Here is a 16,549-nt window from a genome sequence, read left to right on the forward strand (position 1 = left end):
CTTACTTCTTATGCCGAATACGCGGGTTCACCACGCCGTACAGCAGGTCTACCAGCAGGTTGACGAGAATAATCATCGTCGCGACCAGCAGCACCCCGCCCTGCACCACCGGATAATCGCGGCGTTGCAGCGCATCGATCAGCCAGCGCCCCAGCCCCGGCCACGAGAAGATGGTCTCGGTCAGAATCGCCCCGGCCAGCAGCGTACCAACCTGCAGGCCGATAACGGTCACCACGGGCAGCATCGCGTTACGCAGAGCGTGAATAATGATGACGCGCATACGGGTCAGGCCTTTGGCGCGCGCGGTACGGATGTAATCTTCACCCAGCACTTCCAGCATCGATGAACGGGTCATACGCACAATGACCGCCAGAGGAATGGTACCCAGCACCATCGCAGGCAGGATCATATGCGCCAACGCATCAATAAAGTTGCCCTCTTCACCCCAGATGGCGGTGTCGATCAGCATAAAGCCGGTTAGCGGATTGGAATCATCAAGGAACACCATGTCGCTCACCCGCCCAGAAACTGGCGTCAGGTTCAACTGCACGGAAACCAGCATGATCAGCATCATGCCCCACCAGAAAATCGGCATAGAGTAACCGGTCAGCGCCAGGCCAACTGCCGTGTGATCGAAAATGGAGCCGCGCTTAACGGCAGCAAGTACACCCACTGGGATACCCACTGCGACGGCGAAAATCATCGCGCAGACGCCGAGTTCCAGCGTTGCTTTGAAGCGAGGTACGAACTCTTCCCACACCGGTAAGCGGCTTTTCAGTGAGATACCTAGATCACCATGCATAACCCCCCAGATATAGTGGAGGTACTGCTGCCACATCGGCTTATCCAGACCGAGTTCAGCCAACAGTTGAGCATGACGCTCAGGGGAGATCCCACGTTCACCCGCCATGATCATAACCGGATCGCCGGGGATCATATGGACAAAGGCAAAGGTGAGAAGAGTGATACCGATAAACGTGGGGATGACGAGTCCCAAACGTCGGAGAATGAACTGCAACATAACCCGGATTCTCTCTAATGACGCACGGCCTGGAACCGTGAGTCTGTATTGCTCACAAATCTTATCCCACGCAAACTGCATCGCGGGTAAAGCATTACGCCGGAGGGCGCTGCGCTTATCCGGCCTACACAACACCGGGGCGCAGCGCTTCCTTAATTGCTTTTAATTATTCGACAGAGACGTTTTCGAAGTGGTGTTTGCCTAATGGATCAACCACATAGCCTTTCACTTCTTTACGCACTGGTTCGTACACGGTGGAGTGAGCAACAATCAGAGCCGGAGCCTGGTCGTGCATAACAACCTGAGCTTGCTTGTACAGTTCAATACGTTTGTTGTGATCGTCGGTCGCACGCGCCGGCTGGATCAGGTCTTCAAACGGCTTGTAGCACCAGCGAGAGTAGTTAGAACCGTCTTTCGCTGCCGCACAGCTGAACAAGGTCGCGAAGAAGTTGTCCGGATCCCCGTTATCACCGGTCCAGCCCATCATCACCGCCTGATGTTCACCCGCTTTGGCGCGTTTCAGATACTCGCCCCACTCGTAGGTCACAATCTTGGCCTGAACGCCAATTTTCGCCCAGTCAGCCTGAACCATTTCTGCCATACGACGTGCGTTCGGGTTATATGGACGCTGTACCGGCATAGCCCACAGCTCAACGGTAAAGCCTTTGTCCTGACCCGCTTCCTTCAGCAGCGCTTTGGCCTTCTCAGGATCGTAGGTGTAGTCTTTAACGTCGTCGTTATAGCCCCACATGGTCGGCGGGATCAGGTTTTTCGCGGCAACGCCAGCGCCCTGATAAACCGCTTTGATGATCGCTTCTTTGTTTACCGCGTAGGTCAGCGCCTGACGGACTTTCACGTCATCAAACGGTTTCTTCTCGGTATTGAAAGAGAGGTAGCCCACGTTCAGACCCGCCTGCTCCATCAGGTTGATGTTTTTATCCTGCTTCATGCGCGCGATGTCTGCCGGGTTCGGGTACGGCATCACCTGGCACTCGTTCTTCTGCAGTTTGGCGTAACGCACGGAAGCGTCAGGCGTAATGGAGAAGACCAGACGGTCGATCTGCGGCTTGGTGCCCCAGTAACCTTCGAATGCTTTATACAGAATACGGGAGTCTTTCTGGTACTGCTGCAGCTGGAACGGACCGGTACCAATTGGGTTCAGATCCACTTTCTCCGGAGAACCGGCTTTCAGCATGTTGTCAGCATATTCTTTGGAAAGAATAGAAGCGAAGTCCATCGCCAGGTCAGCCAGGAACGGCGCTTCCGGGCGAGTCAGCACGAACTGAACGGTTTTATCGTCCACTTTTTTCACTTCGGAGATCAGATCCGGCAGACCCATCCCTTCGAAGTATTCATAGCTGCCGCCAGAGACTTTATGGTACGGGTTCTGGGCATTTTTCTGCCGATCGAAAGAGAACACCACGTCATCGGCGTTAAAATCGCGCGTCGGTTTAAATTCTTTGTTGTCCTGCCACTTCACGCCCTGACGCAGGTGGAAGGTGTAGGTTTTGCCGTCTTCGCTGATTTCCCACTTCTCAGCAAGGCCCGGGATCACTTCAGTCGTACCGGTTTTGAACTCGACCAGGCGGTTATAGATCGGTACGGAGCTGGCATCATAGGTGGTGCCAGAGGTGAAAAGCTGCGGGTTAAAGCCTTCAGGAGATCCTTCTGAACAATAAACCAGAGTTTTAGCCTGTACGCTTGCTGCGACGGTCATAGCCACCAGGCTCAGACCAAGCTTCAGCATCCCTGACTTCTTCAAGGAAATACTCATTCTTCTGCTCCAATGTGATGTTTGTTGTTTTACCCTTTGCAGTGGGTTTGCACCGCCTGGCCTTTTTTGTTTTTTACCCGGCCGGGTCGGCGTTAAGAGGATGGGGATTCCGTTCACATAAGCGACTGAGTTGCAGTGCGGATTCTCCATGAAATGCCCCTCATACCCTACAATCTGTCAACAGAATGTGAAAACGTCAATACAGGTCACCGTGATTTACGCCAACGGTGAGAATTCACAAACAAAGATTAAAAAAAGTGCGGAAGGACATTTTCAGCAGGGAAATTTGTGCTACGCGTACTATGCCAGAATAAACATCTTCATATTTCGCAACATTTGGTGATTAACATTTATGCAATTTATTCAAACTTTCTAAATTAATGCTGCATATCTGAGCGATTAATACCATGAACGTTAAAGCGCACAGCGGAAAATGCCAGCTTCAGCCATAAGTAGCGCAAAAAAAGTTTCAAGCAAATATAAAAAAAGGCAATGGAATATGTCACAGAATCGTTAACAGTCAGTGGGAAGTGGTGCACAATTTTTGCAGATAAAATGAAGGTCAAACGTGGGGTCGGAAAAACAAAAAATACGCCCTGCCAGCGCTTCGCCTGTAGGCCGGATAAGGCGATTGCGCCGCCATCCGGCAATGTCTGTTATAGCGTGATGTTTTGCGTGATGCCGCTTCGCCTGTAGGCCGGATAAGGCGCTTGCGCCGCATCCGGCAATTTCTGTTATAGCGTGATGTTTTGCCTGATGCCGCTTTGCCTGTAGGCCGGATAAGGCGCTTGCGCCGCATCCGGCAATGTCTGTTATAGCGTGATGTTTTGCCTGATGGCGCTTCGCCTGTAGGCCGGATAAGGCGCTTGCGCTGCATCCGGCAATATCTGTTATAGCGTGATGTTTTGCCTGATGGCGCTTCGCTTATCAGGCCTACAAAAGCCACAAATGCAAAAAGCCCGCTCAGAGAGCGGGCTTTTCTAATTTGGTCGGTGATAGAGGATTCGAACCTCCGACCCCTTCGTCCCGAACGAAGTGCGCTACCAGGCTGCGCCAATCACCGAATGCGGGGCGCATCTTACTGCTCAGCTGCGCGCCCGTCAATCCCTTAGTATCAAAATGCCATTTGATCGGTGAGAAAGTCAGCAGCTCAGTTACTGGGCTGTAGCCTTATTCGCGTCCGGGATACGGCACCAGTTGTTATTCTCGTTAATACCGCCATTTGGCGAGGTATAACCGAGGCAACCCAAAATGGTGTCGTACAGTTCCACATGACGACGCGGCACCTTCATATCAGCTTCTTGCTTCAGATGTGCAAACGCCTTCGCATGGTCGGGGTCTTCCAGATATTTGTCAGACATCCACACCATCATAGGAACGCGGAACTGCTCAGGTGGCGCCATTTTACGCGGCGTACCGTGCAGGTGCTCGCGCTCGTTAATCGACTCACCGTGATCGGCGGCGTAAAACACGATCGCTTTCTTATCGCGTAGCTGATCAAACACTTTGGTAATAAAGTGATCAACATAGGTTACCGAGTTATCGAATGAGTTGATCATCTCAGCTTTCGAGCAACCGCTATCAACATTGACACATTCCGGCTTCCACTGCGCATAATCACGGGTATAGCGCTGGGTGTAGTTAAAATGCGAGCCCTTGGTATGCAGAATAATTAGATGCTTGCCACCATCTTCATTATTTTGCAGAGACTGCTGCATCTCGGTAATCAACAGCATATCGTCAACGTTCTTGCCACGGTTGCGCGGCTCTGCGCCAATCTGCTCACGATAGGCGATGTTCTCCGCCATGGTGTTACTGTAGAACCACATCTCGCTTTGCATTGCGTAAAGATCGGTCTTGAACCCTAACTGGCCGAGCACGGAGAAGACGTTTTGTTCTTTCAGAGTACGCTGCGGGTTTTCTTCTGCCCCACCCTCACGCACAAACATGCAACGCAGCGAAAGTTTGGTTGCCGTATCACAGGAATATCCACGGAAGGCGGCCAGATTTTTCTCCTGGGCGAGCCTTGGCGTGGTATTGCGCTCATAGCCAAAAATTCCCATATGATCCCAGCGGGTCGTTTCGCCGATAATAAAGACCACATAGGTGTCGTCGAGGTTTTTGGGGGCAACATAGGTAAACTTCTTCGCCGGGTTCATCAACGATTTGTTGTCTGAGGATTCATCCACCTGTGCCCAGGCGTACAGACCCAGCGCGGAGAGCCAGTTTGACGGCAGATAGGAATTCGCCACTACCCCGCCATAGCTGGGCAAATCGATCCCCGTTGCTCGCTCAACGCTTCTCTGTTGCATACTCAGCAGGCGAATCGGGACCCATACCATCAGACCAGCCAGTAAAACTACCGCCACGCTGCGCCATCTCATACCAGGCGTACGGATCTGTTTCATCAGGGTATAGCGGCAGCGATTACTCCAAATCAGAACCAACGGTAAAATGCTGACCGAAACCAGCCACACGACAAAATGCCAGCCAACCACTTCTTTCGATAAATCAATATCCGTGGTCATTACGGAGGCAATAATACCGTAACCAATTACCACATTCAGGAAGGTCATGTAATAGCTGGCACCAGCAGAACACAGCATCACTAAGGTTGTCAGGACACGCCAGGCGCGCCGACCAAATAAAGAGAGAAGCCGTAGTAAAAAGAAGGTCACCAGCACAGTGCCGGCTAATTCAACAACCGCAGAGAGTCCTTTCCAGACGGTAAACTCGTGTGCATATCCGCTAAAGCGCCGGAAAAATACAGCACAGTTCATAAACAAACCGATATAGATTGCCAGCAGGAAACTGAGTTTCTGCTGCGTCATCGACTTAATATATCTCATGCAAACAAACCCTGGGAATCGGGATTAAAACACCCTGAGCAGTAGTCAAACAGACCAGGCAGGGGAAAATGCGACAACAGCAGAAGTGAAATGTCTACGGGCGCGGGTAAGTAGACCACAGGAGGGGGAAAAAGTGCTTATGGAGAATGCAAATGACGCATATATTTTTGTAAATATATGCGCCAGGTATTAATCAGACTACTAATAGGTTTAGGCGTGCGCCTCGGTATATACGCTACGCTGTGGCTGGCGGATGGTGGTGGAGAGTGCCAGCGAGATAATTAACAGCGCAAAGATAACGCAGAAGGTCACATAGAAACCGCCGAACAGCGAGGCGATAATGGAGCCACAAATGCTGCCGATACCGAAACCTAAGTAAATGACACCGTAGTTTTTAGCCAGGTTATTCAAACCGAAGAACTCGCTCACCAGTGACGGGAACACGGTGATGGTACCGCCAAAGTTAAATGCTACACAGGCAATCGCCGCGAAGAAGGTCGCATCATTCAGCGGGGCGAACAGCAGTGCCGCCATACCGACCAGCGAAACGACCTGCCCAATGGTGATAACGCGAATACGAGAGATTTTGTCGGACAGAATCCCCAGAACCAGACGACCTGACAGGTTAGCGATAGAAATGACGGTAACCGCATTTGCCGCCGTTGCCACATCCATATGCGCCAGGCTTTGTGCAATATCTTTCGCCACGCCAATCACATACAGCCCACTCATACACGCCGTCAGGAACATCACTGCCAGCATCCAGTACTGCGGTTTACGCATGGACTGCGCCAGGGTGTAGTCATTCTCAACCACGCCATTTTTCGTTTTCACTTCCTGATTCGGCGCGTCTTTCATCAGCGTGGAGCCAAAGACGATCATCACCAGCACAATCGCGCCCCAAATCATGAAGGTTTTTTCCAGACCCACAGTGCTCAACAGTTGGCTGTCGATGAATTTAAAACCGAGGCTGCCAAGACCGTAAGAACCGATGGCAAAGGCGGAAATCAGCCCTTTACGCTCAGGGAACCATTTTACACAGTTGGAAAGTGTTAACAGGTAGCCTGCGCCATCCGCCAGACCAACCAACACACCGGCGCTCAGCCACAGCATAATCAGGCTGTCAGAGTGGGCGGTTAAGAAGAAGCCGACACCCAGTAAAATACCGGAGGCCATGGTGACGCGTTTCACGCCAAAACGTTCCTGCAGTTTCCCGGCGACGGAAGAAGAAATTGCCAGCCCGAGGCTCAGCAGGCCAAAGGAAAAGGCAACCTGACTCACCGGCGCATCAAGCTTAGAAGAGAGCGCACCGTTAAACAGGCTCCAGGTATAAACAGAACCTAAAGCAAATTGGGTAATGATGGTGCCGATCAGTGTCAGCCAGCGGGTACGCTGATAATCAGAAGTTTTCATGGCAGTCTTCCTGCATAAACAAAATGGGAAATTCTCTGCCAACAACCATACCGAAGCGCTTTTATGAGCAGGAGAAAACGGCATGAAATGCCGCCAGGACGGAATGAAATGCCTGGAATGCGGAATGAATGACGAGACAAAAAGTCGGGTTACTGAATTTTATCGCATGAGTTAGTACACGCTATCGCTGGAGTGCGTGTGATTGTTGATCTCAACATGTAATCAAGATGTTTATATGTTGATTACTTACGTTAAAATTTGGCGCTCACTCCCATGGTGTACATATAGTCGCTGTTGTTGGTACTGTTTTCCGCCTGCGAAAGCGCTGCGTAAGCCGCCATGTGCGGGTTCAACAGCATATCCGCACCGACGGTGACATCCACCCAGTTACCATCCTGACCCGCTGCTGACATGCGGCTGAGACCCGACTGCGCCTTCCAGATATTCTCGCCAAACTGCTGGTTATAGCTGATTTGCGCCCACGGTCGCACATCACCGAACTGCGAATTGACTCGCCAGCCCAACGAGCTCACGCTGGCATGCCACAGCGGATCGTTCTGCGTTACCGAAGTCGCGCTATCGCCAAATTCGTTGTAAGTAGATGTGGTTGAACCGTCATAATGCAGTGCGGCAACCGGACCAGTTGTCACCTGCCTTGAAAGCGGGAAGTTCCAGCCCATACTCATGCCGCTGGTCGCATCCATAGGCGTCTCATCCGCCAGATTCACCACGGGACCCGCCACGTTCTGAGTGGAACGAATACGTTCTTCCAGAATGTCGTTATAACGTGGTTGGTGATCGCTGTCCCATGTATAACGTTCAGCCGTATGCCCTGACATCGCATCAACGATATATTCTTGTTGCCAGCCATATGCTGTATTGATGGACAGCGCACAAACTACGACGCTCGCCAGAGTTAACCTTTGGCGACCACTACTGTTTCTTATAATCATCAACGCGACTCCAGAAAAGAGCCGAATTCGGCGATATTATTGTCATTGTGTGAAGGATATTGGGCCCATCAGGCCCTGTATTAAATATTGTCTTTTTAGCTGGCGCGTCAAGGCGGGCCGAATGAAATTTTTACGCCAGTAAAAACAGCGAGGAAGAATATGCAGCGTTGCGGATGGGTCAGTCAGGATCCACTTTACATTGCCTACCACGACAAGGAATGGGGCGTCCCCGAAACCGATAGTAATAAACTGTTCGAAATGATCTGCCTGGAAGGTCAGCAGGCCGGGTTATCGTGGATTACCGTGCTAAAGAAACGGGAAAATTATCGCCACGCTTTCCACCATTTTGACCCGGAAAAAGTGGCGGCCATGACCGAAGAGGATGTGGAAAGGCTGGTACTGGATGCCGGCATTATTCGCCATCGCGGAAAAATTCAGGCCATTATCGGCAACGCTCGTGCTTTTCTGACGATGGCGCAAAACGGAGAGTCGTTTAGCGAATTCGTCTGGTCATTTGTTGATAACCAACCGCAAGTGACTCGCGCCGCCAACCTGAGCGATATTCCCACCTCCACGCCTGCGTCAGACGCGCTGTCTAAAGCGTTAAAAAAACGCGGATTTAAGTTTGTCGGCACCACCATTTGTTACTCCTTTATGCAGGCGTGCGGCCTGGTCAACGACCATGTCACCAGCTGCATCTGTTATCCGGGAGAACAACATGATTCGTGAATCCAAGGCTGACGATCTGCCGTCAATTTTGGCGCTGTGGATGGAAAGCACAATCCATGCCCATCCATTTATCGAAGAGCGCTACTGGCGCGAAAGTGAATCCGTGGTGCGGGATGTTTATCTGCCAGCCGCGCAAACCTGGGTTTGGGAAGAAGAAGGCGAGCTCAAAGGCTTTGCCAGCGTGATTGACGACCGCTTTCTCGGCGCGCTGTTTGTCGCACCTGCCGCCATCAGAAGCGGGATCGGCAAAGCGCTGGTGCAGCATGTCCAGCAGCGCTTTTCGATACTCAGCCTTGAGGTCTACCAAAAGAATCAATCAGCGGTGAACTTCTACCATGCGCTGGGTTTTCGCATTGAAGACGGCGCATGGCAGGAAGAGACTCACCACCCCACGTGGATTATGGGCTGGCAGGCGGATCAAACGCCGTAAGCGCCAACGTTGGTCCACTATATTTTTCAAGCCACGCCAGCGCAGTATTGCCCGCGCAGCCATTCCCCAGCTTCGAGCTGGGGAGATCTTTGGTCAGCACGTTGACGGCGCCATTTTTACAAATACCGTTCGCTGCGAGATCCAAATCAGGCCAGGCGCCTTCATGAATACAGATGACGCCGGGTTTAATACCCGCCGTCACCACCGCGCCCGCCAGAACTTGCCCGCGCTGGTTCCACACCCTGACCGTATCGCCATCCGCAATGCCGCGCGCGTGGGCGTCCTGCGGATGAATCGTTATCGGCTCACGATCCGCTACCGCGTACTGCTCACGTAGCGCACTGTAGTTAAGCTGACTATGCAAACGGTGCGCCGGATGGGCGGAAAGCAGCTGTAGCTGGTCCGGTTCGGCGTTACCGAACCACTCATCCGGCTCCAGCCACATCGGGTGCCCCCCGCAGTCCGCGTAGCCGTAACCTGCAATCCTCGCGGAGTAGATTTCAATTTTGCCGCTGTCCGTTTTCAGCGGATGCGCCTGCGGGTCGCAGCGAAAATCCGCAAAACGGATAAACTGTGCGCTGGCGGCGTTTTCCGGCATTTCGATCAGGGCGTTGCGCTGCCAAAACTCGACGAAAGGCGGCAATGTCACCTGCTGACTGGCCCCACGTTGCCCGGCAATATTGTAAAAAGTCTCCAACCACGCCAGTTCGCTTTTACCTTCGGTGAACCGTTCATATCCGCCCTTTTCCCAGCGCTCACTCAGCTCGGCAAAGACATCAAAATCATTTCGCGCTTCGTCCTGCGGCGGTACGACCTGCTTCATCGGCACCAGGTGCTGGTTGCTGTAATCGCCAGTCATGGTCAAATCATTACGCTCAAAGGAGGTGGTTGCTGGCAGCACGATATCGGCATGCTTTGCTGCGGCGGTCCAGAAACACTCCGAGATGATCACCAGCTCCGGTTTTTGCCAGGCGCGAATTAAACGGTTAGTGTCCTGATGATGGGTGAAGTTAGCGCCACCCGCCCACCACAGCATACGGATGTCCGGGAAATGGCGGTCCATGCCGTTGTGCTGGTAAAAACCGCCGGGATTTTCCAGCGCTTCGACAATTCGCGCCACCGGGATCTTATCTACCGCGTCGGTGCCGCCTTTAACGCTGCCCTGCATTGAAGCCAGCACCGCAGCCCGGCGCGTTGGGTTGCCGCCATTGGCAAAATGGTACGACAGCCCAAAACCGCCGCCTGGCGTCCCGATTTGTCCGAGCATGGCGGCCAGGGTGACAATCATCCAGTGTTTCTGCTCGCCATACTGTTGGCGCTGCATGCCCCATCCAGCCATCAGCATGGTGGTATTTTGGTGAAATATCGCTGCAAGTTCGCGTATCTTCACCGCCGGAATGCCACAAATCTCTGCCGCCCATTCTGCCTTTTTTGCAACATCGTCAGATTTACCCACAGATAGTCGGCAAAACGGTCATATCCGGTAGTACACCGGGCGAGAAAATCCTCGTCATGCCAGCCGTTTTCCACCAGCGTATGCGCGATGCCCAGCATCAGCGCTACGTCGGTCCCCATATGCGGGGCAATCCATTCCATCTTATCGCCAAAGAAATCGACGCTTTCCGATCGCATCGGATCGATACAGATCAACCGTTTACCGCTGTCGCGCAATGCCTCAAAGTACGCGAGGCCCTGCTCATCGGACGCGTTCCAGGCAATCTTCAGGGTATTCAGCGGATTGGCGCTCCACAACACCACCACCTCGCTGTTCTCCAGCACCACCGGCCAGCTGGTTTGCTGCTGGTAAACTTCGTTCCCGCCCACCACGTACGGCATGATCGCCTGCGCAGCCCCCGTCGAGTAATCCCCCAGATGCCCGGTATAACCGCCCGCCAGCGCCATATAACGCTGTAACAGGGTCGCCGCTTTGTGTAACACGCCGTTGGAACGCCAGCCGTACGAACCGGCAAAAATTGAGGCCGGGCCGTAGCTGTCACGGATGCGTTTATGCTGCGTATGGATAAGATTCAGCGCGTCGTCCCAACTGACGCGAACAAACTCATCCTGCCCACGTACGCCCTGTGGGTTTTCCGGCGAGGCGAGAAACCCTTTACGCACCATCGGAAAACGTACCCGCGTTTTACTGTGAACCTGGTCGCGCACCACGGTTTGCAAAGAGTTGGGATGAGCGGTGGGCAGCGCGCCACGCGAGGAGAAAACCGTCTCACCATCAGTGTCGACGAGGATTGGTCCCCAGTGGGCGGCGGTTAACACCGAGTAATGTGCGGGTGAATTAGCCAAGATGGCGCTCCTGAATGCGATGTGACGGATTATTTATTATGCCGTTCAATGTTACTTACAAATTTCAGAGTCTTCCCTGGAATTTTCTTCATGTTCACACGTCATAATCAACCGCCACGGTCGCTGTGGCAAAGAAGAAAAAGTCATTAAGGAATTAAGATGAAGAAACGTGTATTTGTTATTGCTGCCATCGTGAGCGGCGCCCTGGCGGTTTCTGGCTGCACAACAAACCCTTACACCGGCGAACGCGAAGCGGGTAAATCCGGCATTGGCGCTGGTATTGGCTCTCTGGTCGGCGCGGGCATTGGCGCACTCTCTTCTTCGAAGAAAGATTGCGGCAAAGGCGCACTGATTGGCGCAGCGGCTGGCGCGGCCGTTGGTGGTGGTATCGGCTATTACATGGATGTACAGGAAGCAAAACTGCGCGAAAAAATGCAGGGGACGGGCGTCAGCGTGACGCGTAGTGGCGATAACATCATTCTGAACATGCCAAACAACGTCACTTTCGACAGCAGCAGTGCCAACCTGAAGCCTGCGGGTGCTAACACCCTGACCGGCGTGGCGATGGTACTGAAAGAGTACAATAAAACCGCCGTCAACGTGCTGGGCTTCACCGACAGCACCGGCAGCCAGGATCTGAATATGCGTCTGTCACAGCAGCGCGCAGACTCCGTAGCCAGCGCCTTGATCACTCAAGGGGTCGCAGCTAACCGCATCCGCACTCAGGGTATGGGCCCGGCAAATCCGATCGCCAGCAACAGCACAGCGGAAGGTAAAGCGCAAAACCGTCGCGTAGAAATTACCTTAAGCCCGATCCAGTAACGTTTTGTGCCGGATGGAGACAGTCCGCGTCCATCCGGCATGAAGCACTTGCCATCGTTGATTTTCGCGTTAAGGTGTTGTCACCAAACTCAGGGAAATCAGCGATGAGCAAATCAACACGGGCAACCATCAGCGATGTGGCGAAAGCTGCAAAAACCGGCAAGACCAGCATTTCACGTTATCTCAACGGTGAAAAGCACCTGCTTTCCGACGCGCTGCTGGCCCGCATTGAACAAGCCATTGCCGATCTCGACTACCGTCCCAGCCTGATGGCAAGAGGCCTGAAACACGGTCGTACCCGCCTGATTGGCCTGATCATCGCCGATATTACTAACCCCTACTCCGTCAACGTGCTAAGTGGTATTGAAGCCGCCTGTCGCGATAAAGGCTTTACCCCGCTGGTGTGTAACACCAACAACGAAGTGGATCAGGAACTGCATTATCTCGACCTGCTGCGCAGCTACCAGGTCGAAGGGATTGTGGTCAACGCCGTCGGGATGCGCGAAGAGGGGCTGAACCGCCTGCAACAGTCTGCGCTGCCGATGGTGCTGATTGACCGTAAAATTCCCGATTTCGCCTGTGATATGGTCGGGCTGGATAACACCCAGGCGGCAACGGTTGCCACCGAGCATCTGGTCGAACAAGGTTTTGAAGCCATCCTGTTCCTCAGCGAACCACTCGGCATGGTGAATACCCGCCGCGAACGCCTGAGCGCTTTTCGCGCCACGCTCGCGCAATACCCTGGCGTTATCGCGCAAAATGCCGAAGTCCCGCTCACGGACAATACGCAACTGGACGACACCCTGCGCCAGTTTCACCAGCAGCATCGTGGAATGCGCAAAGCCGTTATCTCTGCCAACGGTGCCCTCACGCTACAAGTAGCCCGCGCCCTGAAACGCATTGGCCTCAACTGGGGGAGCGACATTGGCCTACTCGGTTTTGACGAGCTGGAATGGGCCGAGCTGGCGGGCGTTGGTATTACCACATTGAAACAACCCACCTGGCAGATTGGTTACACCGCCGTTGAGCAGGTTGTGCGCCGGATCGATGGCGGCTCCGCTGCCATTCAGGAGCAGGTCTTCTCCGGCGAGCTGATCGTGCGCGGCTCTACCTGCCGTTAAATTACCTTCGTGATGGTGATCATAAATTCGACATCATAGGCTTTTCTTTGGAACCGGTTCCATCTAGCGTTATAACAAGAACGCTAGTCTGGAGTTTCCATGAAAAGAAAAATTATGGTGGTCACCGCCGCTTACGGCCACGACCAGGTACGGGCCGCAGGCGGGCAAACGGCAATGCTGCCCATCATCGCTGAAGCCGGTGCTGACGGCGTCGAAATCCGCCGCGAGCTATTAACTGACGCCGAGCTGAAAACGCTCTCTACGATGGCCTCTGCGATCGAAATCTTCGGCCTGCTGGCCTGTTACTCAGCGCCTGAACCGTTGTTCCTTGAAGACGGTAGCCTCAACCCCCGTCTTCCAGAACTACTTGAGGAAGCGCAGGCTTTGCAGGCACTGTGGTTAAAAGTCTCCCTCGGCCATTTTTCCCATACCGAACAGTTCGACGTTCTACGCCAATGGCTGGACAACAGCGGAATGGAGCTGGTTGTCGAGAACGATCAGACCGACTGCGGACGCCTGCAGCCGATGCAGCGCTTTAACGAAGCCTGTCAGGCGCAAAACCTGCCGATATCTCTGACCTTCGATATGGGCAACTGGCTGTGGGTGGGCGACTCCCCGGAAGAAGCAGCACAAAACCTGGCGTCAACCGTTGGCTATATCCATGTCAAAGCCGCAGTTGCATATCACGACAGCTACCGCGCCGTACCGCCAGATACCGCCGATCCGCGCTGGCTGGCGCTGCTAAAAACGCTGCCCAACGATGTCCCACGCGGCATTGAGTTCCCCCTGGAAGGGCAGGATTTGGTGGCGGTTACCCGCCGCTACGTTGAGCTGTTACGCGAGGAGTAACGCATGAAAAATTCACTGGATGTGGTCACTATTGGTGAAGCGATGGCGATGTTTGTCGCCACGCAAACCGGCGAACTGGCGGATGTGGAGCAGTTTATCAAGCGCGTTGCAGGCGCGGAGCTTAACGTAGCGACCGGTCTTGCCCGTCTGGGCCTGAAGGTCGGTTGGGTGAGCCGCGTTGGCAACGACAGCTTTGGCCGTTTTATCGTTAAGTCGCTGGAAAAAGAAGGGATTGATGCGCAGGGAGTCACCCAGGACGGGCGTTACGCTACTGGCTTTCAGCTTAAATCTAAAGTCGAAAATGGAACCGATCCCATTGTAGAATATTTCCGTAAAGGTTCCGCTGCCAGCCACCTCAGCATTGAAGATTATCACGAGGACTATTTCGCCAGCGCGCGCCACCTGCACCTGAGCGGCGTAGCAGCAGCGCTTTCTGCCAGCTCTTATGAACTACTGGCGCATACCGCCCGCACGCTGAAAGCCCAAGGGAAAACCATCTCCTTTGACCCAAATTTGCGCCCGGTATTGTGGAAAAGCGAAGCCGAAATGGTGGAAAAACTGAACCGGCTGGCATTCCAGGCTGACTGGGTTTTACCAGGGTTAAAAGAGGGCATGATTTTAACCGGTCAGCAAACGCCTGAAGCCATCGCCGACTTTTATCTGCGCCATGGCGTGAAGGCCGTGATCGTGAAAACCGGGGCTGATGGTGCCTGGTACAAAACCGCCAGCGGCGAACAAGGCTGCATGGCACCGGTAAAAGTCGACAATGTGGTCGATACGGTCGGCGCAGGAGATGGCTTTGCCGTAGGCGTTATTAGTGCCCTGCTGGAAGGCCGCTCGTTGCATCAGGCGGTGACCCGCGGCAATAAAATTGGCGCACTGGCCATTCAGGTTCAGGGCGACAGCGAAGGATTACCCACACGTGAACAATTAGGGGAATAAACTCCCGGCCAACTCTGTACCCTACATACAGAGGCGGCGTATCAGCATAACCAGAGGGCAGTCTATGAATAGCTCAACTAATGCAGCAAAACGCTGGTGGTACATCATGCCAATCGTGTTTATCACGTATAGCCTGGCGTACCTTGACCGCGCGAACTTCAGCTTCGCCTCCGCCGCCGGTATCAACGAGGACCTCGGCATTACCAAGGGGATCTCTTCCCTGCTGGGCGCGCTGTTTTTCCTCGGCTATTTCTTCTTTCAGATCCCGGGCGCAATTTACGCTGAACGCCGCAGCGTACGAAAACTGATTTTTGTCTGTCTGATCCTCTGGGGCGCATGCGCGTCGTTAACCGGCATGGTCAGCAATATTCCAATGCTTGCCGCCATCCGCTTTATTCTTGGCGTCGTTGAAGCCGCCGTGATGCCGGCAATGCTGATTTATATCAGCAACTGGTTTACGAAATCTGAACGCTCGCGCGCAAACACTTTCCTGATCCTCGGTAATCCGGTCACCGTTCTGTGGATGTCCGTGGTTTCCGGTTACCTGATTCAGGCGCTGGGCTGGCGAGAAATGTTCATCATCGAGGGCTTCCCGGCCATCATCTGGGCGTTCTGCTGGTGGGTGCTGGTAAAAGACAAACCGTCTCAGGTCGGTTGGCTGTCAGAATCTGAAAAAGCCGCGCTTCAGGCACAACTGGAAAAAGAGCAGCAAGGCATCAAAGCCGTACGTAACTATAGCGAGGCTTTCCGCTCACGTAACGTCATCCTGCTGTGTATGCAGTATTTCGCCTGGAGTATTGGCGTCTATGGTTTTGTCCTGTGGCTGCCGTCGATTATCCGCAACGGCGGCGCAAACCTGGGGATGGTGGAAGTTGGTTGGCTGTCATCCGTACCGTATCTGGCGGCAACGGCGGCGATGATCCTCGTCTCCTGGGCATCCGATAAGCTACAAAACCGTAAGCTGTTTGTCTGGCCACTGTTATTAATAGCCGCTTTCGCGTTTATCGGCTCCTGGGCCGTAGGCGCAGACCACTTCTGGATTTCTTACACGCTGCTGGTTATTGCAGGCGCGGCAATGTATGCCCCCTATGGTCCCTTCTTCGCCATCATCCCGGAAATGCTGCCGCGCAACGTCGCCGGTGGGGCAATGGCGTTGATTAACAGCATGGGCGCGCTAGGTTCATTCTTTGGTTCATGGTTTGTCGGCTACCTCAATGGCGCTACCGGCAGCCCGTCTGCCTCGTACATTTTTATGGGGGTAGCGCTTTTTGTCTCAGTGTGGCTAACTTTAATTGTTAAGCCTGCTAATAATTCTCAAATTCCGGTTGGCGCACGCCACGCTTAA

General features: G+C 53.5%; 12 protein-coding genes, 1 tRNA gene and 1 pseudogene. 7 read left to right on the plus strand and 7 right to left on the minus strand.

Features of this window, described 5'->3' with window-relative positions:
* Position 1: 1 nt before the first annotated feature.
* The 6 genes from dppB to OGX97_RS13675 all read right to left on the minus strand — a co-directional run bounded on the left by dppB (position 2) and on the right by OGX97_RS13675 (position 8,010).
* Positions 2-1,021: a dipeptide ABC transporter permease DppB gene (dppB, locus tag OGX97_RS13650; protein WP_032945322.1), complete on the minus strand. Its 1,020-nt coding sequence runs from the start codon at positions 1,019-1,021 to the stop codon at positions 2-4.
* A 166-nt stretch (positions 1,022-1,187) separates the two neighbouring features.
* Complete coding sequence (dppA, locus tag OGX97_RS13655; RefSeq protein ID WP_003827414.1) at positions 1,188-2,795, minus strand: dipeptide ABC transporter periplasmic-binding protein DppA; 1,608 nt, start codon at positions 2,793-2,795, stop codon at positions 1,188-1,190.
* A gap of 986 nt (positions 2,796-3,781) precedes the next feature.
* Positions 3,782-3,858 (minus strand) — tRNA-Pro (locus OGX97_RS13660).
* A gap of 91 nt (positions 3,859-3,949) precedes the next feature.
* Positions 3,950-5,644 carry a kdo(2)-lipid A phosphoethanolamine 7''-transferase gene (gene eptB / locus OGX97_RS13665; protein ID WP_279850867.1) on the minus strand — a complete coding sequence of 565 codons (1,695 nt, stop codon included), beginning with the start codon at positions 5,642-5,644 and terminating at the stop codon, positions 3,950-3,952.
* A 210-nt stretch (positions 5,645-5,854) separates the two neighbouring features.
* A complete protein-coding gene (locus tag OGX97_RS13670; protein WP_020996062.1) occupies positions 5,855-7,057 on the minus strand; it encodes an L-lactate MFS transporter in 1,203 nt (400 codons plus the stop codon).
* Positions 7,058-7,308: 251 nt separating this feature from the next.
* The gene (locus OGX97_RS13675) at positions 7,309-8,010 is read right to left on the minus strand and encodes an autotransporter outer membrane beta-barrel domain-containing protein (protein WP_003827405.1); all 702 of its coding nucleotides are present in this window, start codon (positions 8,008-8,010) and stop codon (positions 7,309-7,311) included.
* Between the two features lie 159 nt (positions 8,011-8,169).
* Here OGX97_RS13675 and tag point away from each other — a divergent pair, with 159 nt between their 5' ends.
* Positions 8,170-8,739: a DNA-3-methyladenine glycosylase I gene (gene tag / locus OGX97_RS13680; protein ID WP_008786423.1), complete on the plus strand. Its 570-nt coding sequence runs from the start codon at positions 8,170-8,172 to the stop codon at positions 8,737-8,739.
* The gene (locus OGX97_RS13685) at positions 8,729-9,169 is read left to right on the plus strand and encodes an N-acetyltransferase (protein WP_008786424.1); all 441 of its coding nucleotides are present in this window, start codon (positions 8,729-8,731) and stop codon (positions 9,167-9,169) included. Before tag ends, OGX97_RS13685 begins: the two co-directional genes overlap by 11 nt.
* On the opposite strand, the pseudogene OGX97_RS13690 reads toward OGX97_RS13685, so the two are convergent.
* Positions 9,138-11,470 (minus strand): annotated as a pseudogene (locus tag OGX97_RS13690) (molybdopterin guanine dinucleotide-containing S/N-oxide reductase). The gene OGX97_RS13685 and the pseudogene OGX97_RS13690 sit on opposite strands and share 32 nt — an antisense overlap.
* A 159-nt stretch (positions 11,471-11,629) precedes the next feature.
* On the opposite strand from OGX97_RS13690, the gene OGX97_RS13695 reads away from it, so the two are divergent.
* The 5 genes from OGX97_RS13695 to OGX97_RS13715 all read left to right on the plus strand — a co-directional run bounded on the left by OGX97_RS13695 (position 11,630) and on the right by OGX97_RS13715 (position 16,549).
* Positions 11,630-12,292, plus strand: a complete 663-nt coding sequence (locus tag OGX97_RS13695) for an OmpA family lipoprotein (protein ID WP_279850866.1) — start codon at positions 11,630-11,632, stop codon at positions 12,290-12,292.
* Positions 12,293-12,396: 104 nt separating this feature from the next.
* Positions 12,397-13,413, plus strand: coding sequence for a LacI family DNA-binding transcriptional regulator (locus OGX97_RS13700; RefSeq protein ID WP_048215331.1), 1,017 nt, complete (start codon positions 12,397-12,399; stop codon positions 13,411-13,413).
* A 99-nt stretch (positions 13,414-13,512) separates the two neighbouring features.
* The gene (locus OGX97_RS13705) at positions 13,513-14,262 is read left to right on the plus strand and encodes a sugar phosphate isomerase/epimerase family protein (RefSeq protein ID WP_235126216.1); all 750 of its coding nucleotides are present in this window, start codon (positions 13,513-13,515) and stop codon (positions 14,260-14,262) included.
* 3 nt (positions 14,263-14,265) lie between these two features.
* Positions 14,266-15,204, plus strand: a complete 939-nt coding sequence (locus OGX97_RS13710; RefSeq protein ID WP_279850865.1) for a sugar kinase — start codon at positions 14,266-14,268, stop codon at positions 15,202-15,204.
* Positions 15,205-15,268: 64 nt separating this feature from the next.
* A complete protein-coding gene (locus OGX97_RS13715; RefSeq protein WP_048215328.1) occupies positions 15,269-16,549 on the plus strand; it encodes an MFS transporter in 1,281 nt (426 codons plus the stop codon).

The sequence above is a fragment of the Citrobacter sp. Cpo061 genome, from assembly GCF_030332845.1.
Lineage (GTDB): Bacteria > Pseudomonadota > Gammaproteobacteria > Enterobacterales > Enterobacteriaceae > Citrobacter > Citrobacter portucalensis.